Source organism: Pedobacter sp., assembly GCF_040513095.1.
GTDB lineage: Bacteria > Bacteroidota > Bacteroidia > Sphingobacteriales > Sphingobacteriaceae > Pedobacter.
This window is the reverse complement of sequence record NZ_JBEVDX010000043.1, coordinates 1-20,912: the sequence shown is the minus strand read 5'-3', so window position 1 is coordinate 20,912 and position 20,912 is coordinate 1. Positions and strand designations below refer to the sequence as shown.

Here is a 20,912-nt window from a genome sequence, read left to right as displayed (position 1 = left end):
GCAAAGCCTGTGTCTGCTTTCTAATTTACCAGTGTCTGGATGAATTTTCTGCTCGACTGAAAAAGGTCATCATGCATAACAAGCTGATTGATGCGTACATCATCATCTGTTACTATAATATTCATGATGGCCTCTGCATCTTTGCTGATGGTAATCACATCATTATCACGTTTGTAATACAAAACGTTGTCGTCACAGTTTTCCCTGCAGTATTCTGTAAAAAGAGAGGCTAAATTGATGAAGATAATGGAAGAGGTCAGTTTTTTTTCGTTAGGAATGATGTTCATATAAATAGGTTAATTTGTACCTTAAACAGGTGTTGGAGCGTATTGTTTGCTGTTTCTGTAAATAATCCCAGCTGTGTGTATTTAGAACACTAAGCTAAACAATTTTTATTATTTAAAACCTATATGGCCTACAGTAGTTTTACTGCAAACTATTTAGTATTTTAAACCAAAAAAATTATGAAACAAGTGATGTCAATCTTCCTGTTTTTTGTGTTGCTGGCCCCGGCGCTGGGTTATGCACAAACCACACTGAAATCCGGTGATAAGGCGCCCGATTTTATCTCCAAAGACCAGGATGGTAAAACGGTTTCGCTGAAACAGTATAAGGGGAAAAAAGTTGTGTTATACTTTTATCCTAAAGATAACAGTTCCGGATGCACTGCTGAAGCCTGCAGCTTTCGCGACAATTTTAATGAGCTTACAAAACAGGGCTACACAATCATTGGTGTAAGTACCGATGATGAAACTTCGCACAAAGGTTTCATAGAGAAAAATTCCCTGCCGTTTTCGCTGCTGGCCGATGTAGACAAATCCATTCATATGAAGTATGGTGTATGGTCTGAAAAAGAGAGAAACGGTGTGATGGGATTCAGCACTACAAGAACTACATTTCTGATTGATCAAAAAGGAATGATCAGCCAGGTGATCGAAAAAGTGGATACCAGGAATTCGGCATCGCAGATCCTGGGTTTGAATTAAGAATCTGCAGCGCAGCTCAACAAGCTTACTTCATCTTAAACTGATGCCGCATAGCCTTCCATGTTGCCTGGCCATATTCTCCTACACTGAGTTCGCCTTCCATTACCTCGCCACTGATTTTACCCGTAAAGAAAGAATGTACACGGGCGCCATCCACACCATAAGTGCTGCGGATAAGAATATCCTGGCCGCTTATGGTACCGGTGAGCTCTCTGGAGCCAATGCTTCCGGTATAAGTTCCTCTTAAAGTATTGCCTTTTTGCTCAATCATGAAGCTCTGCTTCACAGCGCTTGCATAAAATTTCGTTTCAACATCCCAGTGACCGCTCAAATCAGCTGCTGCCGGAACTGTTGCCTGTGATTTGGCAGCAGGCTTAGACAGCACTTCAAAAATATGACTGGCAACTATTTTCTCTTCTCCATCGCTCAGTTGTGAGGAATTCACAAGAATGCTCGTTTTCTGGTTAGGCTGAAAGTAACTGCCGGCAGCACCAACTGATATCCGGGGGCTGCCATTCCAGAGGAGATCCTCCACTTGCTGCCCGGTATAGGCTATGATTGCAGGATCCCATGAGATGATCAGATCAGGACTGGGGTTCGAACGGCCCACAGGCTGCTTAATAACAGTGCTTACTCCCTGCAGGGATTGCAGCTGCCTGGCGATGTACCCGAGGCGTATGTTCCATAATTTCTGCTCTGCGGCATGGTCACGTTTAAACCACATCTCTGCTGCCGTCAGCATGCCAATCACCTCCTCCCGGCCAACTTTAAAGCCCCTGCCAAAACCATGATGGGGACCGGTATTCATCCTTGCTGCCATAATAAGGTCTTTTCGGCCTATCAGGAGTCCGGCACACTGCGGCCCGCGCAAGTATTTTCCACCGCTGTAAGCCACCAGATCGGCGCCCTGCACGATATGTGGGTTCGGATTCTCAGGACCTTCTGCGGCTGCATCAACCAGAATGGGTATGCCTAAAGGTTTGGTGACTGCCGCAATCGCAGCTAAAGATAAGGGGCCGTTTTCAGATTCTGCTCCCGATAAAAGATAAACCATTGCTGTCCTCGGACCCAGAGCGGCATGCAGCTCACTAAGGTCGGCTACCTGTATCATTCTCACCCCAACTGCTTTACAGCCTGCATCATATGCAGAGCGCGAGTAGGAGGTAATCACTACCTCATCTTTCATTCCCGTCAGGTTGGGGATCATCCAGATTTTGTCAGGATCACCGCCGGTAACGCATCCAGCGGTAGCTGCAGTAATTGCAGCAGAGGCTCCTGCAGTCACACAGCCGGATTCGGTGCCCATAAGTTCTCCCAGACGTTTCCCTACGCCGTCCATTAGTTCGTCAATCTGTACAAACTCATCGATAGCAGCATCCATAGCCTCACGTACTTCTGGCAGTACTTTACTGGCACCAATCACTGTCACCGTGCCTCGCGCATTGATCAGGGGCTTAACCCCAATCGCTTCATATACGCTTTTTCTCCTTGAGGGGGAGGGTGGGACCGCTGCGGTTAAAGACTGGGGAACAGCAACTGAAACGGGAAGTATCGCCAGGCTTTTGATTACATCTCTTCTCTTCATAAAATGTTTGGTTCAGGTCAGCTCAATATCTGTTTTTTTATTTTCCGCAGAGGCAAAAAAGTATAAAATTTTAGATAGGTAGGAAATAAAGATGTTTAAATAAATATATTAACCAGATTTTATTTAAAATATCAACTGCATGCGCAGCGTTAATCAATAACATGGCAATAACAAAAACGAAGGCAGCGATTACCCTGATACTGGCAGCAGGGATCGCTGTTTGTACACTATATTTCCTCAAAAAGAAGAATAATGACTGGCAGGTATATGGCGGCAGCACTGAGAATATCAAGTATTCATCATTAAATCAAATTGATACCTCTAATGTAGCACAGCTGAAAGTAGCCTGGGTTTATCATGCGGAAAACAGCGATACTTCCCGCTACGGCATCATGGAATGTAATCCGGTTATTATTGGTAATACCCTGTACGGGGTATCCCCAAAAATGAAACTTTTTGCTGTTGACGCCGCTTCTGGTAAAGAAAAATGGCATTTTGACCCGGCAGATTCTGTAGCCAACAAAACCTGGCACAGGAACAGCGTAAACATGAACAGGGGCGTTACATACTGGAGCGAAGGCAGCGATAAGCGGATCATCTATACAGTTGGCCCTGTAGCATTTGCAGTAAATGCTGAAACAGGTAAGCTGGTTCCCGGTTTTGGTACGGATGGCGGTATCGACCTCAGGAAAGGACTGGGCAGAGATGAGGAAGACCTCTCTATTTCTCCCACTTCGCCTGTGCTGATCTACAAAGATCTCTTTATTGTCAGCGGGGCTGTCAGCGAAACTACTCCAGGCCACATTCGTGCATTTGATGTGAAAACCGGAGAGCAGAAATGGATATTCCATACTGTGCCGTACCCTGGAGAACCAGGGTTTGAAACCTGGGATGACCCCACAGCATACAAAAGAATGGGTTCTGCCAACGCATGGTCTGGTTTTAGCCTCGACAGCAAAACGGGACTTATGTTTGCAGGTGTTGGCAGTCCTACCAACGATTTTTACGGAGGCGACCGTTCGGGTAATGGCCTCTATGGAAACTCCATAGTTGCAATCGATGCAGCCACAGGAAAACTTAAATGGCATTTTCAGGCCATTCACCATGATGTGTGGGACATGGATATTTCCAGTCCGCCGGTACTGGTTACTTTAACGCGAGATGGGAAAAAAGTAGATGCCGTGGTGCAAACCACAAAAACAGGGCTGATCTTTGTATTTGACCGCAACAGCGGGAAGCCGCTCTTCCCGATTGTCGAAAAACCTGTACCTCTGAATGGTGCTGTTGAAGGGGAACACCTCAGCAAAACCCAGCCCTTCCCGGTGCTGCCAAAACCTTTTGTGAGAACCATCATGACCGAAAAGGACCTCAACCATCTGGGCAGCGACTCTTCGTATGAGGATATCAAACGCAGGTTCCAAACCTACCGCTCTGAGGGCATCTATACGCCACCAACGGAAAAAGGAACGATCATCCTTCCCGGTTATGACGGGGGAGCAAATTGGGGCGGCCCGGCGGTTGATCCGGAAACCAATATCCTCTACATCAATGCAAATGAAATGGCCTGGGTGCTGAATATGGTGAAAGACACGGCCTCAGGTAAGAAAGAAATGACCAACCAGCAGGCAGCAGCACTGCTGTATAACAAGAACTGTATGGGTTGCCATGGTCCTGAGCGTTTAGGATCAGGCGATTACCCTTCTTTGATTGGTGTAGGTAAGAAATATAACCTGGCACAGTTCAATGAATTGCTTTCTACAGGAAGAAGAATGATGCCCGGTTTTAACCATCTGTCAAAAGATGAAAAACATGCATTGGCAACCTTAGTGCTTGATGCTAAATATGGACAGGATAAACCCTATAAAGGTCCTCCGATCGCAACTGCAAATACTTCATCAAAACCCTCATTTACCTTTACCGGCTACAACAAGTTCCTGACTAAGGATGGTTATCCTGCGCTTAGTCCTCCATGGGGGACAATCAGTGCAATCAATCTGAATACAGGGAAATACGTATGGAAAGTTCCTTTCGGAGAGTTTGAAGAACTAAAGAAAAAAGGCATTCCTGCTACGGGTCGTGAGAATTTCGGCGGGCCTGTTGTAACGGCAGGCGGGCTGCTGTTTATAGGAGCTTCGGCTGACGGGTATTTCAGGGCTATCAATAAAAAAACAGGAAAGACACTGTGGCAAACCAAACTTCCGGCAGCGGCAATGTCTACCCCTGCAATCTATGAGCAGGGGGGCAAACAATATGTGGTTATCGCCTGTGGCGGAGGAAAATCGGGTGGTAAATCAGGAGATTCTTATGTAGCCTTTACACTGTAATCGTCTGGATACCTTTAGGTCCTGCAATAATGGCTTTCGCCGCCATACGGTAAAAAAGGGAATGCTCTACCACGCCAGGGATCATACGGATTCTGGTGTTGAGCTGGTCCAGTGGCAGCAGCGTACTGAAATGGATGTCGACCAGCAGATTGCCATGGTCAGAAATGACAGCACCATCTTTCTGACTGCTCATGCGCAGGTTTAACCGGGCATCCGGAAAATTTGTATTGAGGTGACTGAGTACAAAAGGTAAAGCATTTGGAAGCACTTCAATAACCAGGGGGTACGTCAGGTCCAGCTGATCCGCAAACTTTCCTTCATCACCGATCAGGATAAACTGCAGCGCCATAGCGGCCAGTATCTTCTCCGTGGTATGGATACCGCCACCGCTTTTCAAAGCATTCAGTTCTTTGTCAAACTGGTCGCAGCCGTCGAAATAAATATCCAGTTTTTTAATTGTATGGGTAGAGCCCAGGTTTAAGCCTTTCTCCAGTATCAGGTTAGAAGTGCTGAAAGACGAAGATATCAGCGTCAGGGACGGGGCGAAGCTGCATTCTGTAGCTATCAGGTTAATGAGCTTAGCAATAGTGCTGCCGGCGCCAAGCCCGATTGTTTGACCTTCTGTAATTTGTGTAAGCGCTGCCTTTGCAGCATCCATTTTGTAATCGCTCATATAATACGGTATCGGTAAGCTTATTCCCTGCTCAACAACAAGGCCTGAAATATACGCAATATGGATTAAAAGGCTTCATTTAAGCCCAGAAAGAATCCTTTGTTCCCATAATTCCCAAAGGCATAATCCAGGCAAAGATTGGTTCGGGTAGCTTTGTTAAACAATACACGTAAACCTCCACCACCACCAGGCTGCCATTTCTCAAATAGATTGGTGCCTAAATTATCGTTGGCCGTCTGCATATTAAAGAAAGTAACACCACTGAGGAATTTGTTCTTCGTAATCGGAAAGCGGTATTCCAGTTCTGAATAGGAATATTTGGTCCCTTTAAAATAACCTACAGTATAGCCTCTTCCGCTTCTGAAACCCGGATCCTTACCACTTCCCGGCAATTCAAGGTACGGCACGGCACCACTGATCAGGTAAGATCCCCAGTTCCAGAATGCAATTACATGCTCTGGATTGCTGCTGGAAAGGCTCCAGTATTTCCTGAAATCGGAAGTAAACTGCAAGGCGTTTTTTGTACTCCCCATCCAGGTCTGGTTTCCCCTGAAACCTACATCGGCATAGATGCCTTTGTAAGCGCGGTTCTGGTTGTCGCGCGTGGTATACTGCACGTTAAACAACAAACCATTAGACATATAATGGTCCGGGTCAAAGCCGTAACGCTCATTGTAAATGTTATATGGGGTAAGGTCAGTAGTCGAAACTTTATCCTCAATTTTTCTGCGTACGTCAAATGATACCCCACCGCCAACAAACAGGTGCTCATCAATTTGTTTATAGACTTTTTCCCTGAAGCTGTAGTACTGTGCATGGTATACATATCCTTTCCTTTCGGGATTGCTCAGTACATGGTCGGCCTCACTGGCATCAGACCCTTCACCAATCCCCAGTCCAAAATCCGGGGTCACGGTTTTTGCAGCAACCAGGCTTCCCTGAAAGTTCCACTTGTTGCCCGGGGTATATACATTATGGTTGATATAGAAATAAAGGATCCCCTTAGTGGTGATTGAGGCAGAAGTTGAGGCAACAGACATCAGGGTATTGGGATCGCTACCCAGTTTTCTTCCGGCAACAGCCTTAATGCCTATCTGTGCGCCAATACTGGGGTTATAAGCGACATTCGGAATCACGGTAATGCCTGACTTTTTGCCTGTCTTTGGCTTGCTTTTTGGATGGGCGATCTTGCGGATCAGGTCAGATATATCATACTGTTTATTGATACTGTCAGCCTCTATCTGAGATTTTTTGGCTTTGTTAAGGGAATCTGCTTTTACAGAATCAACCGGCAGGGTCTGGCCGAAGGCAAAACTGCTCAGACCCATAAAAAAGATTAGTAATGTTATTCCGGATAAGGATATGCTGTTCCGGACTGCGCCAAAGGCAGCTGCGCGGTATACTAAATTTTTAAGTTTCAAATCAGATATCTTTTGTTCAAATTAGACGTTAGCTATTAAACCCTGCAAAGGGCCGTATTGTTTTACGCTATACCCATTAACTTGCCTGCGAAATGAATCAGGAAACATCAGACATTATCTTTACCACTGCCAGCACGGACAGCCATTTTGAACAGATTCTTAACCTGCAAAAACAAAACCACTACAGCTCAGTAGCTGAAGATCAGCACCAAAGCAATGGTTTTGTGTATGCCAGCCACACCCTCGGGCTGCTGCGAAAAATGGCTTCGGGGATACCACAGGTGATTGCCCTCAGCGGAGACAGGGTAGTAGGATATAACCTTGCCATGACAGGCGACATGAAAAATGAACTGCCGAGCCTGATACCTATGTTTGAAGAATTTGAAAAATGGGAATATAAAGGCAGGGCCCTGATGGATTACCAGTTTGTGGTTGGCGGTCAGGTTTGTGTGGACAAAGAGTTCAGGGGACGTGGGATGATCAGCAGACTCTACCAGCAAACCAGGGATACTGTTGACGACATTTATCAGCTTTGCGTAACAGAGATTTCGGTAAGGAACCTTACCTCGCTCAAGGCCCACGAGCGAATGGGCTTTGAGAGCATCGGAACTTATAATGATGGAGTAGAAAACTGGAACCTGGTGGTGTGGGACTGGCACCGGCTGCGGTAAGCTTTGTAGCTGTTCGTTATTGCACAAGTTCTGTTCGTTAACGGACGTTATTTATTTCAGGGCAGAATATATTGCTGATTAGCAGACATAAAAATGGGTTTTGCCAAAGTGGCACACTCTTCGTAATGCAGTAGCAAATACATAACTATGCTCTACCTCAACTTTAAAATTGCTTTACGGAACATCCTTAAGAAAGCCGGGTTTTCGCTGATAAATATCGGTGGTTTGGCTATCGGGCTTTCCTGCTGCCTGATGTTGCTGTTGTACGTTAATTACGAGTTGGGGTATGATGAGCAGTTTGAAGACGCTGATGATATTTATCTGGCACAGCTGAACCTGAAACTCAACGAAGGCATCATGACCAGTGCTTACGTACCAAATAAACTGGCCGGTGCAGCATTACAAACAATACCAGGCATTGAGGCGGCCGCACGCTTTCAGTCGGATGGCCGTGGAGTGCTTTTTAGCAGGGCGGAAAATAAGTTTAAATTTGAAGCGCTAAATGTTGACCCTGCCTTCCTGAAAATCTTTAGTTATCACTTCCTGCAGGGCGATCCAAACACGGCTTTAAATGAACCGAATGCGGCTGTTATTACTCAAGGCACGGCGAAAAAGCTTTTTGGTAACGAAAACCCGATAGGGCAGCGCATCCAATGGGATAATGTTCAACAGCTTAAGGTAACTGGCGTCATTGAAGATCTGCCAAAAAACCAGAGCATCCAGTTTGATGTGCTGCAAACCTGGGCTTTTTTCGATCAGCTCAATCCGGAGAACAAAAATAGCGGTTGGGCATCCATCGTTTGCAACACCGTTTTTAAAGTTAAGAAAGGTGCTTCTTTCGCAGAAACGGATGCAGGTATCAGGAAGCTTATTAAAATGAATGATAAAGGAACCATCATGGAGGCTTTCCTTTTTCCGCTTACAAAAATTCACCTGTATGATGATTTTAAAAACGGGAAATCTGCAGGGGGAAACATTGATACCGTCAGGCTGTTTGTTTTTCTGGCTTTTTGTGTGCTGCTGATCGCCAGTATCAATTATATGAACCTTTCTACCGCACAGTCGGAAAAGAGAGCTAAAGAAGTTGGTGTACGAAAAGCCCTTGGCTCAGACCGCAGGTCGCTGATGGGGCAGTTCTTTATCGAGTCACTTTTGCTTTCCTTCCTGGCGATGGTCATTGCTTTTGCATTGCTCGAACTGGCACTGCCCTATTTTAACAACTTACTGAATATCTCTATCCAAATTGGCTATCAGTCTTATACATTCTGGTTGATCCTGCTCGGCCTGGTACTTTTTACAGGAATCATTGCAGGCAGCTATCCGGCGTTTTACCTGTCGTCTTTTACCCCCGTAAAGGTTTTGAAAGGCTTTACCGGTATAGGGAAGTCCTCTCTGCCTATCCGCAAAATTCTGGTGGTATTACAGTTTAGCCTTTCCATTTGTATGATTATTTGCGCGATTGTAATCTACTCACAGATTCAATATGTGAAAAACAGGCCCCTTGGTTTTGAACAGGATAACCTGGTGCAAATGGATCGTGAAGGAGAGTTTTTACAGTCCGGTAAGCTAGCCTTGCTGAAGTCTGAGCTGCTCAAATCCGGAGCGGTTATCTCTGCCACAGAACACGATGATGATTTTACATCTAATGGAGGGCATATTACAGGAAATCTTTCCTGGCCGGGCAAAAATATTAAGGATATTTTCACAGTAAATTACAGAAGTATAGGTTATGATTTCGCTAAAACAGTTGGGGCGAAGATCATTGAGGGAAATGATCTCAGGCCGGTCTACCCTGTGGATAACGGTACAGATATTTTAGTAAACGAGGCTGCCCTGAAGTTAATGGGATTAAAAAATCCAATTGGAAGAAAGATCAAATGGGGAAATGCGGATATAAGAATTGTAGGGGTCATCGGGGATTACCAGAATATGACAGTCACAAGCAAACCGCAACCAACAATCTTTCACTATGAAACTGCCAGTAGCCATACATTGTTGTTCAGGCTTAATCCTGCGCAATCCCTTAATGCTTCCGTGAAATCAATTAAGGAGATCGCAGAGCGACTCAATCCTGCTTACCCGGTAAACCTTTCTTTTGTATCTTCCGGTATGTCAGATAAACTGAAAACTGAGCGGATACTTGGTGTCTTGTCTAATTTATTCGGGGGATTTGCCATTTTAATTTCCTGCCTCGGTTTGCTTGGGCTGGCACTTTACATGGCAGAGCAGCGCAGGAAGGAGATCAGTATCAGAAAGGTACTTGGTGCTGATCTCCAGAGTATACTTGTTTTGCTGAACAAGGATTTTATTAAACTGGTGATTCTGTCAAATGTCATTGCATTTCCTGCCGCCTATCTGCTGGCCATCAACTGGCTGCAGAAGTATGATTATAAAGTGACGCTTGCAGTCTGGCCTTTCCTCATTGCCGGATCAGTATCACTGGTTATTGCGGTGCTGACAGTTAGCGCACAAAGTTATAAGGTAGCGCGGGCAAACCCTGTGGATGCGTTAAAAGCTGATTAGCCTTGCTTATCAGCGAGGAAAGTTGTTTGAACATCCGCAGTTCAGCTTTCTAGCTGTGCGATTTCTGGTATGCTTGTATTCCTTCTCTGATCGCGTTGATCAGGGGCAGGTCAAGCTCGCAGTCTGAAACCAGGCAATGGTCATGGTTATCATCGTCGAGCTCTATAGTACCGATTTTATCTTCATCGGTGTAAATTTCATATACACTGTTTTCAAGCGGGCGGATGTTGAAATTGTGGGCCTGGCCTTCTGTTGCTACTTCTATTCTAAACTGGTTCATTTTGATTGTTTTTGATTCGTCTGTGATGTGGAGATAACAACGAGGCTCCCATATTGTTCGTTGATTTGATCGTATTCAGCTTTGCGATTATAATTTCCGCTCTGAAGTTGAAAAAACAGCGTATACTATTAATTATTGTATATTCTTTAAAGAATTATTTTTAATTGTATTTGATATTTAAGCTTAGATATACTCCGTTCTGTGGTGTGATGTTAGGGGGGAATAATAATAAGCCCCAGACATAGCCGGGGCTAAAAACTTACTGAGTTACGCTTTCATATACTGAAAGGAGGCTTTACTAAGCATAACGGTCCAAATATAAAAATCATTTTTTACTTTAAAGATAACAATTTGACTTATCACGATTTACAGCATTATTTGTCAGAACCCCGTCTTAACAGATAGCTGACAGCATGTGGGAACTCTAAATATAAAGCACAAAAGCCTTCACTTCAACTGTTAAAGTGATGAACGATATTCATGATGTCGTTGGGTGGATAAATCCAGATCTATTGCGCTTTACAGAATATTTTAATACTATAAATTCTAAAATTTCAATGATAGATAAGTTATAACGGAATGTGTTTATTAATTAAATAACTACTTGACTTTGACATATTTTTCAGTAATTGTCTGATCGATGCCTTCGCCTTCAATTTTCTCAACCCCAGTCTGGATCAGCGTATCATTTTTGATCGTCACTGTAAAGGTAAAAGCTTTGCCTTCCCAGTTTTTGTCATTGTAGTAATCCAGAAATTCTGTGTATTGGTTTCCCGAAAGCTGATACCTTCCGCCGCCGGCATCAAAGTTGTTTCTGCCTGCTGCATCTGGTTTAAGGCTGTGCTTCAGGAATGCAAAATGGCTGTCATTGATGATCTTGATCATTTGCTGATCCCTGGTATAATCTGTAACAGTCGTCAGCCCTTTGGACAGTTTGCTGCCCGAAACCAGTTTCCAAGTACCTTTTAGAGCGGAGGATTTAACAGGGCTGTCCGCATTTCCTTTTTTCCCTGGATCCCTTGTACAGGAGGCGATCATAGATAAACAGATGGCGAAAAATAATAAGTGTTGCTTCATCATGGTGTGGATAGAGTTTCTTGAGGTAATTCTAATGGGTTCTTGTCTTGAGCAGGGATTGTCACTGAGCCAACATAATCACTTCTCGACCGGGATTTACCATCAGGTGCCAGGAAGAAAATATAGGCGTGGATAGTGCTACCAAAACTTGGTTTGTACATTGGCTGACTGAAAGTTCGTGCTGACCGTGGTGTTTTCGCGTTACTGTACAATAAAGGTTTATCTTTGGTTTCATCATATAACAGAATGTAAGAAAGATCATTTCCAATTTCCCTTAGATTCGCGGTCTCCGGAATTTCCCAGGTAACAGTGACCACTTTTTTGTCGTCACATAAGATCTGACTTGACCAGGCAGGCTCCCTTTTCCCAACACTGATGACAACCTCAGGATAGTTGATCACGAAATCTGGATTTTTACCGGCCAGGGCATATTTAATAGTATACTGCACTGCCGAAGGAAAAGCCGCCTTTCCAGTCTTATATTTGTCGAAGCCTATCGATGTGTAATTACTGATCTTTCTTATGAACGGAGAAACCAGCCCCATTTTAAGGGTTTGATCAGATTCAGGTTTACCCTTGTTTTTCTTTTTCCTCAGCTTTCTGTTGATCGATGGCCTGATTTTAATTACCGGAACACCGCGGACTTTTGTGAGGACAGCCGGGCCAACTCTTCCCCTGGCGTCGCCTAATAAAGGATCTAATTTTTTTATACGTGCCATAGCATTATTTTTTATCCCAAATGAGCTGACCCAGGTAAATACTGTCTGATACACGTTCACGGTCTTCCGAAATAAAAGCCATATACGTTTCAATCACCATTGTTGTCTTAAATGAGGGTAAGCGGATCTCATGTTGTCCCGCTGTTCGGAGCGATCCGTTTTGTACTGTCATTGCCTGGAGCTTATGCGGGAAATAAGCTACAAGCATCACCTGATCCGAAGGATCATTCTCTGCGTTTTCCAGATCAGGATCCCAGCTGAACTGCAGCTTTTTGTCTGCCAGTTTAACTTCCGCGTTCATGGGTAGAGGTAAGCTGCCCTTCGAAAAGATGACCTTTGAAAAGTCAATGGAGATGTCAGGATATTTTCCGGTCATTGCACCCTTCTTATTCAGAGAGAAGGCTACGTTGTGGAAGCTTTGTCCTGCTGCTCGCGGAGTTGTCCTGAAGCCTGCCCTGATGAACTTGTCTACAGGATTGAGCAGGAGTGTAGCCAGCCCGAATTCCATCTGATTGCCCAGCTGGGCATCTGAATATTTATCGACCACTCCAATGGTGCGGCCTACGATTTGTCCATGCAGCAGGTAAAAAACCATGTTTCCAACCCTGCCTAAAACGGTGCCTAAGGCACCAGGTATAACTTTCGACATAATTTATATTTGGTTAATGAAAGGATATACCTAAGTTAAGGAATGGTTTTGAGAGAAACAAATTTAAATTAAATTTTGACAAAGAGTGAATTCGAGTATCCTAAGTACTTGACAGGTAGTTGATAGTGCGTTGATAGGGGTTTTAACCCTAACGATACCCTACGAGACCCCTACCAACCCCCTGGCAACCCCCTGGAAAGATCCGGTTCAAATCAGGTTTTTCTTTTATTCAAACTTGGTTCTCTTAGACCCGTTCTGCCTCTTAACAAAATGCATATCAGGGCTATGCTGAAGAAGTTTCAAAAAAAAAAGGCTCCCTAAGGAGCCTCAAATGAATAATGGAAATACGGGAAACTTACCTGACCAGGTCCTGATAGAGGATATTTACTGCCTTTCGCAAGACTTCCCTGAAATCTTTCACATACGTAGGCAATGCACCATTGGTAATCACTACGATTCCGAATTTCTCTTTGGGCTCAAAAAACATCGCACTGTAAAGCCCGTAGGCAGAACCGTTATGCCCAACCATAACTTTTCCCGGTATGAGATCTCCATAATTCATTATCGCCATTGCGTACCCCTCTTCTTCGGAAATTTTCTTCTGCATCAGCTTCGAACTCTTTTTGGAGATGATCTCCACACCCTTATAAGTTCCATGCTGCATATGCATAGTCATGTATTTTGCAAGGTCTGTAGCTGTGATCTTCATTCCGCCGGTAGGCGAAAACAGAGGGGTGCTGTAGCCCATTACGTAATTCTTTAGCTCTTCGCTTTTGGAAACATAAGCCATTGGCGCAGCTGTGAATTTTGTAGACACGGAATCATATTCATACAGCGTCACAAAGCGTTTGGCGTCTAAGGAATCAACGTTGTAGCCACCGTATAAGCCCAGAGGATCCAGGATATGTTTTTTAACATAGCGGTCAAACCGCTCACCCGAAATTCTTTCGATAACTGCTCCAACCATATTGTAATTGAGGTTACAGTACTGCCATTTTGAGTCCGGCTCATAGTCGTTATAACATTTGGCATAATCTGGATTTCTGGCAGGGTTGATCACATCCAGATTGAAATAACCCTGGCTGTCATTTATACTCGACCGGTGGGAGAGCACCATTTTCAGGGTGATTACTTTTTCAGGGTATTTCGGGTTTCGAACTGTAAAGCCGACAAGTTTGCTGAAATCGTCGTCTACAGATAACTTTCCGGCGTCCCTCAGCTGCATGATAGAGGTGGCAGAGAATGATTTTGATATGGAAGCTATCCTAAAGATATCATTGTCTGACAGGGGAGTGTTTTGCTCTATGTTTTTAAGTCCGAATGAATGGGTGTAAACAATGTCTTCGCCTTTAACTACAGCAACAGAAATGCCTACAGCCTTCATTTCCTTCATCATGGCAGTGATTTCGGCTTCTGCTTTTTCTGCCTGGGCAAGTGCCGGAGAGTTCATGCCGGATATCAGTGCTACCGTTGTAAGTAACATAAGGGAAAGTGATTTATAAGATATTTTACTGGTCATAATATAAAAGTATGTGTAAATAATTAGTTTCGGAACTTTTCGAAAATGATAATGTTTTAGATTTTCTGAAGTGCCTGTTCCAGGTCATTCAGCAGATCATCCGGATGTTCGATCCCTACAGAATACCTGATGAGGCTCTCAGGGATGCCAAGCATTGCTCGCTGCTCCTCAGTTAATTCCACATGACTGGTAGTCCTCGGCGGACCGGCAAGTGTGCTTACAGAACCCAGGCTCGCCGCAAGATGGACAAGCTGGAGCGATGGCAGGAATTTCTCCACCAGGTCGTATCCTCCATCGAGTGAAAAACTCAGCATTCCTCCGAAACCCCGCATCTGTGCTTTGGCTATTTCATGTCCGGGATGCGTTTCCAGTCCGGGATAAAACACGTCCTTCACTTTGGGATGTGCCTTCAGGTATTTGGCTATCAGCATGGCCGATGTGTTTTGGCGGCCAATCCGCAGGTCGAGCGTTTTCATTCCCCTTGCAATCATGTAGGCAGGATCGGCCTGTAAACTGGCGCCGTTGATTTCCCTGAATTCAAACACCTGTTTCACCAGGTCTTTTCTTCCGGCTAGTAATCCGCCCATGGCATCAGAGTGTCCGCAGAGGTATTTCGTAGCGCTGTGTATCACCAGATCGGCTCCCAGGTCAATGGGGTTCTGGTTAATTGGGGTAGCGAAAGTATTGTCCACAACCACAATTGCGCCTGCCTGTTTTGCAGCGAGTGCCATGCGCCGAATGTCGATGATCTTCAGGGTAGGGTTGGTCGGTGTTTCCAGATAAACCAGGTCGCATCCTCTGGCAATTTCTTCCTCCATTTCTTCGTGGTTTCCTGTTTCACACAGGCTTACTTGGATATGGTATGCCGGTAAAAAGTCCAGGAACATTTTGCTGGTTCCTCCATAAGTATCCTTTACGGAAACCACACGTTTACCGGGTTTTAAAAAGCTGAAGAGCGTATTGCTGATGGCGGCCATGCCTGTGGCAAAAGCTATTGCTGCTTCTGCACCTTCAAGCACACGGATCTTTTCTTCGAGGGCCGCGACGGTAGGGTTTGTATTGCGGCTGTAAATATAACCTTCGGCCTTGCCTGTGGCTACACTGTGCCATTCGTTGAGGTCGGTATAGGCAAATGCAACACTATTGACAATAGGAGTAGTGGCCGCGCCCTTAAATAAAGGACTGTCTTCACCTGCCCATACGGCGGCAGTTGCTTTGGAATAAGTTGGCTCAGTTTTCATAGGATGCTGGGTTTAAGGTTCTTTTTTTCTGGTACTGAAGTACAGGTAAACGGGGACACCTGAAAAAATCAGGGCAAGGCCGGTTAAGGCTTGTGTGGGCTGGCGTACTATTGTGACTACCACCAGCGTCAGGCAAAATAGCGAAAATATAAATGGTAATACTGGATAACCGGTCACCTTGTATGGCCGGTGTGTGCCGGGTTCTTTATAGCGCATAACGATCACACCAAAGGCAGTTGCCCCGTAAAAGATGAAAGAGGCAAAGATCAGCAGGTCGGTCAGCTGGTCAAAATTACCCGACCATAAGAGCAATATGGAAAGTACCGATTGCCAGATGATCGCTTGTGAAGGCGTTTCGTATTTCGGGTGCACTTTGCCGGCGCCGGGAAAGAAAAGACCTTCGCGGGCGACGGCGTACAAAATTCTTGAGGACATCAGGATGGTGCTGTTTGTACAGGTAAAGGTTGTGAGCAGAATAAGGCAGGACAAAATTACGGCACCAGTGGTACCGCTGATGAGACGGGCCACCTCTACGGCAGCGATAGTGTTTGCCTGGTGATGGATTGCCGCAAGCTGGCCGACCGGCATTATATAGATGTATGCGGCATTGACCATCAGGTAAAGTATGATCACCGTGCCGGTACCTATACCCAGTGCCAGGGGGATATTCTTTTGCGGATTTTTCACTTCTTCGCCCAGGTAGCCGATATTGTTCCATCCTTCGTAACCCCAGAAGGCACTCAGTGCAGCGGCGAAAAAGGCGGTGACGAGCGGCCATCCTTCAGGAGCCTGAGGCCGGGAAGCAAAGTGCTGTATACTGCCCTGGGGAGAGCATACAGCCGCCAGGCAAAAGCCCAGAATAATAACGATGATAGCGGCGATCAGGTAGCGGCTGAGTTTTTCACCAAAGACTACGCCCCGGTGGTTCACAAAACTCAGAGAGATGATCAGGGTGCTGGCAATAAGTTTTACTGTGAGGTTATCTCCGGGTGTACCAAGGCCATCGATCTTATATGTTGGCAGTTGGAATAAGCCCTGGAAAGATTCAGAAAAGATGTAGGCCAGGGCCGCTATGGTGGCTGATTTCATGACAGTAAGGTTTCCCCATCCGTACAGAAAGGCAAAAAAACGGCCGTAGATCTTCCTGAAATACACAAATTCACCTCCTGCTCCGGGCATCATCGCAGCGAGTTCGGCAGTGCAGAGCGCGCCGGTCAGGCTAAGCAGTCCGGCAATGATCCAGCAGGACAGGATCAGTCCGGGCGATTTCAAAGCATCCGCCATCGGGGCCACTTTTTTAAACACCCCGGAGCCTATAATGGCACTGATCACCAGCAATATTGCTGGCCAGCGGGTAATGGTTTTGTGCAGTGACGGATCTTCCATATTGATGAGCGTTATAGTCTGATAAGTCCCAGGCCAGGTCTGTCATTGGGAAAAAGATAGCCATCCTTCAGTATAAAGCCTCCTCCGGCAAGGTCTTCCGCCAGGTCGAAACTTCCGTCAAGGTCAAGGTAGCGTGTATGTTCACAGCTCAAAGCTGCGTGAAGGGCGGCAGCAATACTGATACAGCTTTCGTCGTTGCAGCCCCAGAATAAACTGATAGCAGCCTGGCGGGCAATGGAAGCAATTTCCAGTGCTGTTTTGATCCCGCCGCATTTCATCAGTTTAATGTTGTAGATGCCGTAGGGTACCTGCTTTGCCAGTGTCAGTGCAGACTGTACATTGGTAAGTGATTCATCTGCAGTGAATATTGCCCTTGCCGAAGGTTCAAAAAGGAGCAGCTCATTTTCTTTGCCAGGCAAAAAAGGCTGTTCAATAACTTCTATGTTTTCGTTTTTTGTGGCTTTAAGGAAATAACGGAGTTGTGCGGTAGTGTAACCTGTGTTGGCATCTACGCGGATGCTGAAATGATCTTTGAATTCTTCGCGAAGTCTGATGATGCGTTCTGCATCTTCCTGCTCGTCCCTGCCGGTTTTCACTTTAAGCGCCCTGAAACCCTGGTCGCGGTATTCCCTTGCTTCCTCCAGGGTTTCGCCCACATCTTTGATTCCAATTGTAATCGAAGTGAGCATTTTATGGTGTTTCCGCCCATAGAAATTTACTATGGGTATACCTATCCACTGCCCGAAAGCATCGTGCAGGGCAATGTCTATCGCAGCCATAGTTCCGGGCAGCTGACCGAGGGTGTGCTGAAAATGGGAGATATGGGCAAGAAATTCGCGGATATCCCTGCCTATCAGCCATAACAAAGCATCAGATTGCAGGTTTAGCAGCGTCATATCTGCAGATTCAGCAACTACTTCCAGTTCGGGACAGGCAGCTCCGAGACCAATCATTCCGTTGGTCATTTCGATTTCGAGGAAAACATTTACTGTATCTGTAAAAGTATCCCGGGCTATGGTATATGGTTTTTTTAAGGCCAGTGATTTTTTATAGGCTCTGATCGCTGTTATCTTCATATCTGCTTTTCGTTTTTTGCTGATGAAACGATTGCCTGAAGAACAGGGATGAGTGCCTGGCAACCTTCCTCGAGTGGGAGGATCACCGGAATGTTATATGTTTCGCTGTATTCTTTCTGGAAAGCTCTGGCTTCTTCGGCTGTGCAATCTTCGGTATTTATAGCCAGCGCGATAACTTTTGAGCCGTACAGTTCGATGAGTTCAAATTCAGAGTCCAGACTGGCGATTTCTCCCCAGGCAGCATCGTGGTCATAATATTTGCGTTTGGGGGCATGTACAAGAACTACATATTTTGCATTTCCTGAGATCAGCAATTCTGCGCCACATGGGCCACTGGGGTTGCGCAGGGCTGCCTGTCCTTCAATCAGGATCAGGTCCGGCCGCGTTTCTTCGGCGCAGGTTAATACGGCATTTTCGAGTTCGCCGCCTACAAAGTCATTCAGGGTAGAATCGAATATGAAACCGTATTTTCCTCCCTGCAGCCAACCGGTCTGACCGGTGTAAATCATTTCTGCATGGATAGCGTTTGCAGCACATGCAGCCACTAAGAAGCGGGTGGTTGTTCTTTTTCCGAGAGAACAGTCGGTTCCCAGCAGGGCGATTACAGGTGTGGGCAGCTGCCTGATTTTTGCCGTCCAGAAATGCAGGTCCTGCCTGGCTTTAGGCTTTCTGATGTCGATCAGTTCTACTCCATTTTCCTTCGCAAGCGCCACCATATCCGGGCGTTCACTAAGATAATCGTGTAATCCGTTGACAATGGACAGGCCTTCTGAAATTGCATAGCTGATATCCTGCAGCATACTTTCCGGAAATATGCCTCCCGTGGTTGCTACACCTACGATGCAGTATTCTGGCCGGGTGCTCAGGGCTTCTTTTACTGTTCCGAAAACAGGGAGGTTACGGTGTTTTCCGTCCAGGATTTCGCCGGCATCCTGTCCCTGGCTTACAGCATCTACGAGGGCGGTAATGGTAAAGCGGTTACTTTCGCGGATGAGCCCATGGGCCGTTTTGGCATCCGGAGTGGTTAGTAATCCGCCTGTGAGAATAATTGCAGTTTGCATTGGTGTTTGTGTTTCAGGTGTTTAGTCGTTTTATTTTTTATGGAGCACAACATCGTAAAAGGTGATGTCAGAATCCGGATCAATGATTTTCAGTTTTGCCTCTTCCGGAGTTCCGTCGGGTTTAAGCGCAAAGCTGACATAGGCATCAGCTTTCAGTCCCTTGTTACGGAAGGTGGCAATAAATGTATTGTACTGGAAGTACTTCAGGTCGGCAATCAGGTAGGGCAACTGTTTAAATTCCAGGACCATATCCTTGCCCGCTGAACTGAGCGATACATCACCATAAATCTCATCATAATAATTGCCGGTCAGTTTGCTCAGGGGAATATTAAACTGTGCTGTACTATCAGCCCTAACGGTATTATCACTGAGTTTGCGGGCTATTTTAGCTTGTTCACGATTGTCTTCCTCCCTGTATTTTGTTATCCAGTCGTATGGTTTATTTTTCTCGTAATAGTCGAGCACATGGTAGATAACCGACCAGTAGGCGGAGGTAGATTCCATATTGGTAAGTACCGTTATACCCAGGTTCAAATCCGGGACCATTGCTACCTGCGAGACAAAACCGTTCAGTTTACCGCCATGGCCAACTACTTTGTAGCGCTGGTAATTGTACACCCTGAACCCGAGGGCATAACCAAAGTAATCCATTTGTGCAGGTGCAAAGTCTTTGGCAATCCTGCTGACAGGGATTGGCCTTACCATTTTCCAGAGTTCCTTCGTTGCGGCCGGTTTGAACAGTATGCCATGGGCAGGTGTGCGACCGGAATCCAGCTGTGTGATCATCCAGTTGGCCATACTATTTGCATTAGAGAGGATACCGCCGGCAGGGTTGCTGGCATCGCCGATATTCAGGTTCATGTCCAGGCCCTGGATGCTGCCGTTGATCCGGTCATGCGCTGCCGAAATGTTGGCCTGCTGCGGGTACAGGGAATACCTGGCAATGCTTCCGGGCATGTCTACCTTATCAAAGATCCGGGTTTTGATAAAATCCTCCCATTCCATGCCGCTGAGGGATTTAATGATTTCGCCTGCGGCGAGGTAAAGGATGTTATCGTAGGCATAGGTAGTTCTGAAATCGTGTGCGAGGGGCAGTTTAGGAAGTTTTTCCAGGATTTCCCTGCGGCTGTATGCCGAAGGCGGGAACAGCATCAGATCACCTGAATAGGATTGCAATCCGCTTTGGTGTACCAGCAGGTCGCGCACAGTAAGGTGGGTACTCACATACGAATCTGACATGGCAAACCAGGGAAGATACTGGATCACCCTGTCATCCCATTTGAGTTTACCTTCTTCCACCAGCATCGCGAGCGCAGTCGTGGTAAATGCTTTGGAATTTGAGGCGATGGAGAAAAGCGTGTTGCCGTCTACAGGCGCCTTTTCATTTACTTTTTTAACGCCATAACCTTTTGCCAGCAGTACCTTTCCATCTTTAACAATGGAAACACTCATCCCGGGCACATCAAAAGTGCTTAGTACCTGTTCAATATATTTGTCCATTCCCGGGGGCAGGGCAGCGGGTTTTTGCGCATGGGTCAGGAGGGGCAGCAGCAAGGCAATAAAGGCTGAAATTCGCATCTTTAGGGGGGTTAGTAATACCTTTTATTTGTTGTTGGTATGAAAAATTCTTCTGTGCGCCGTTCTTCAATCCTGGCTTCATCGTCCTGTTTCATTTTTCTAAGCAGTACGGCCATTTGTTCATGGCATTGTGCCGATACGTA

General features: G+C 45.8%; 18 protein-coding genes. 4 read left to right on the top strand and 14 right to left on the bottom strand.

The window, feature by feature from the left end:
• Positions 1 to 20: 20 nt before the first annotated feature.
• Positions 21 to 287, bottom strand: coding sequence for a hypothetical protein (locus tag ABWY16_RS06210; RefSeq protein ID WP_353903783.1), 267 nt, complete (start codon positions 285 to 287; stop codon positions 21 to 23).
• A 177-nt stretch (positions 288 to 464) separates the two neighbouring features.
• Between ABWY16_RS06210 and bcp the strand changes: the two genes are divergently transcribed.
• Entirely contained in the window at positions 465 to 986 is a 522-nt protein-coding gene (bcp, locus tag ABWY16_RS06205; protein WP_353903782.1) for a thioredoxin-dependent thiol peroxidase, read from the top strand.
• Between the two features lie 25 nt (positions 987 to 1,011).
• On the opposite strand, the gene ABWY16_RS06200 is transcribed toward bcp, so the two are convergent.
• Positions 1,012 to 2,571, bottom strand: coding sequence for an aminotransferase class V-fold PLP-dependent enzyme (locus tag ABWY16_RS06200; RefSeq protein WP_353903781.1), 1,560 nt, complete (start codon positions 2,569 to 2,571; stop codon positions 1,012 to 1,014).
• A 161-nt stretch (positions 2,572 to 2,732) separates the two neighbouring features.
• On the opposite strand from ABWY16_RS06200, the gene ABWY16_RS06195 reads away from it, so the two are divergent.
• Positions 2,733 to 4,895 carry an outer membrane protein assembly factor BamB family protein gene (locus ABWY16_RS06195; protein WP_353903780.1) on the top strand — a complete coding sequence of 721 codons (2,163 nt, stop codon included), beginning with the start codon at positions 2,733 to 2,735 and terminating at the stop codon, positions 4,893 to 4,895.
• Here ABWY16_RS06195 and rpiA read toward each other — a convergent pair.
• On the bottom strand, positions 4,885 to 5,568 hold the full coding sequence (gene rpiA, locus ABWY16_RS06190) for a ribose 5-phosphate isomerase A (RefSeq protein WP_353903779.1): 684 nt from the start codon (positions 5,566 to 5,568) through the stop codon (positions 4,885 to 4,887). The genes ABWY16_RS06195 and rpiA overlap by 11 nt on opposite strands.
• Before the next feature lie 65 nt (positions 5,569 to 5,633).
• Positions 5,634 to 6,989, bottom strand: a complete 1,356-nt coding sequence (locus tag ABWY16_RS06185) for a BamA/TamA family outer membrane protein (protein ID WP_353903778.1) — start codon at positions 6,987 to 6,989, stop codon at positions 5,634 to 5,636.
• A gap of 92 nt (positions 6,990 to 7,081) precedes the next feature.
• On the opposite strand from ABWY16_RS06185, the gene ABWY16_RS06180 reads away from it, so the two are divergent.
• Positions 7,082 to 7,660 (top strand): GNAT family N-acetyltransferase, encoded by a 579-nt coding sequence (locus ABWY16_RS06180; protein ID WP_353903777.1) that lies wholly within the window; start codon positions 7,082 to 7,084, stop codon positions 7,658 to 7,660.
• Between the two features lie 147 nt (positions 7,661 to 7,807).
• Positions 7,808 to 10,183 carry an ABC transporter permease gene (locus ABWY16_RS06175; protein ID WP_353903776.1) on the top strand — a complete coding sequence of 792 codons (2,376 nt, stop codon included), beginning with the start codon at positions 7,808 to 7,810 and terminating at the stop codon, positions 10,181 to 10,183.
• 49 nt (positions 10,184 to 10,232) lie between these two features.
• Here the strand turns inward: ABWY16_RS06175 and ABWY16_RS06170 are convergent, their stop codons facing one another.
• From ABWY16_RS06170 to ABWY16_RS06125, 10 genes are all read right to left on the bottom strand, one after another.
• Complete coding sequence (locus tag ABWY16_RS06170) at positions 10,233 to 10,463, bottom strand: hypothetical protein (RefSeq protein ID WP_353903775.1); 231 nt, start codon at positions 10,461 to 10,463, stop codon at positions 10,233 to 10,235.
• A 600-nt stretch (positions 10,464 to 11,063) separates the two neighbouring features.
• Entirely contained in the window at positions 11,064 to 11,543 is a 480-nt protein-coding gene (locus ABWY16_RS06165) for a hypothetical protein (protein ID WP_353903774.1), read from the bottom strand.
• Complete coding sequence (locus tag ABWY16_RS06160; protein WP_353903773.1) at positions 11,540 to 12,259, bottom strand: DUF6266 family protein; 720 nt, start codon at positions 12,257 to 12,259, stop codon at positions 11,540 to 11,542. The genes ABWY16_RS06165 and ABWY16_RS06160 overlap by 4 nt, the downstream gene beginning before the upstream one ends.
• A 4-nt stretch (positions 12,260 to 12,263) precedes the next feature.
• Positions 12,264 to 12,908: a DUF6266 family protein gene (locus ABWY16_RS06155; protein ID WP_353903772.1), complete on the bottom strand. Its 645-nt coding sequence runs from the start codon at positions 12,906 to 12,908 to the stop codon at positions 12,264 to 12,266.
• Positions 12,909 to 13,263: 355 nt separating this feature from the next.
• Positions 13,264 to 14,391, bottom strand: coding sequence for a serine hydrolase domain-containing protein (locus ABWY16_RS06150; protein ID WP_353903771.1), 1,128 nt, complete (start codon positions 14,389 to 14,391; stop codon positions 13,264 to 13,266).
• Positions 14,392 to 14,483: 92 nt separating this feature from the next.
• On the bottom strand, positions 14,484 to 15,668 hold the full coding sequence (locus ABWY16_RS06145; RefSeq protein WP_353903770.1) for a cystathionine gamma-synthase family protein: 1,185 nt from the start codon (positions 15,666 to 15,668) through the stop codon (positions 14,484 to 14,486).
• Positions 15,669 to 15,680: 12 nt separating this feature from the next.
• On the bottom strand, positions 15,681 to 17,054 hold the full coding sequence (locus ABWY16_RS06140; RefSeq protein ID WP_353903769.1) for an APC family permease: 1,374 nt from the start codon (positions 17,052 to 17,054) through the stop codon (positions 15,681 to 15,683).
• Between the two features lie 11 nt (positions 17,055 to 17,065).
• Positions 17,066 to 18,130, bottom strand: a complete 1,065-nt coding sequence (locus tag ABWY16_RS06135) for a mandelate racemase/muconate lactonizing enzyme family protein (protein WP_353903768.1) — start codon at positions 18,128 to 18,130, stop codon at positions 17,066 to 17,068.
• On the bottom strand, positions 18,127 to 19,191 hold the full coding sequence (locus ABWY16_RS06130) for an N-acetyltransferase DgcN family protein (protein WP_353903767.1): 1,065 nt from the start codon (positions 19,189 to 19,191) through the stop codon (positions 18,127 to 18,129). The genes ABWY16_RS06135 and ABWY16_RS06130 overlap by 4 nt, the downstream gene beginning before the upstream one ends.
• A 30-nt stretch (positions 19,192 to 19,221) precedes the next feature.
• Positions 19,222 to 20,769, bottom strand: coding sequence for a serine hydrolase (locus ABWY16_RS06125; protein WP_353903766.1), 1,548 nt, complete (start codon positions 20,767 to 20,769; stop codon positions 19,222 to 19,224).
• Between the last annotated feature and the right edge of the window lie 143 nt (positions 20,770 to 20,912).